Annotated in this window: 1 rRNA gene; it reads right to left on the bottom strand. The window is 53.4% G+C overall.

Annotation, left to right across the window (positions count from 1 at the left end):
- Positions 1-28 precede the first annotated feature (28 nt).
- Positions 29-714, bottom strand: a 23S ribosomal RNA gene (locus IQO02_RS03025); the annotation flags it as partial.

Genomic DNA, 714 nt, shown 5'->3' on the forward strand with positions numbered 1-714 from the left:
TGAGTCCACAAAACCCCTTGGGTGTTGTATGGTTAAGCCTCACGGGCAATTAGTACAGGTTAGCTCAATGCCTCGCAGCACTTACACACCCTGCCTATCAACGTCGTAGTCTACGACAACCCTTTAGGACACTTATAGTGCCAGGGAAAACTCATCTCAAGGCTCGCTTCCCGCTTAGATGCTTTCAGCGGTTATCGATTCCGAACTTAGCTACCGGGCAATGCCATTGGCATGACAACCCGAACACCAGAGGTTCGTCCACTCCGGTCCTCTCGTACTAGGAGCAGCCCCTTTCAATTTTCCAACGCCCACGGCAGATAGGGACCGAACTGTCTCACGACGTTCTAAACCCAGCTCGCGTACCACTTTAAATGGCGAACAGCCATACCCTTGGGACCGACTTCAGCCCCAGGATGTGATGAGCCGACATCGAGGTGCCAAACACCGCCGTCGATATGAACTCTTGGGCGGTATCAGCCTGTTATCCCCGGAGTACCTTTTATCCGTTGAGCGATGGCCCTTCCATTCAGAACCACCGGATCACTATGACCTGCTTTCGCACCTGCTCGAATTGTCATTCTCGCAGTCAAGCGGGCTTATGCCATTGCACTAACCACACGATGTCCAACCGTGTTTAGCCCACCTTCGTGCTCCTCCGTTACTCTTTGGGAGGAGACCGCCCCAGTCAAACTACCCACCAGGCACTGTCCGTAA

This window comes from Vibrio sp. OPT24 (genome assembly GCF_015163545.1).
Lineage (GTDB): Bacteria > Pseudomonadota > Gammaproteobacteria > Enterobacterales > Vibrionaceae > Vibrio > Vibrio cyclitrophicus.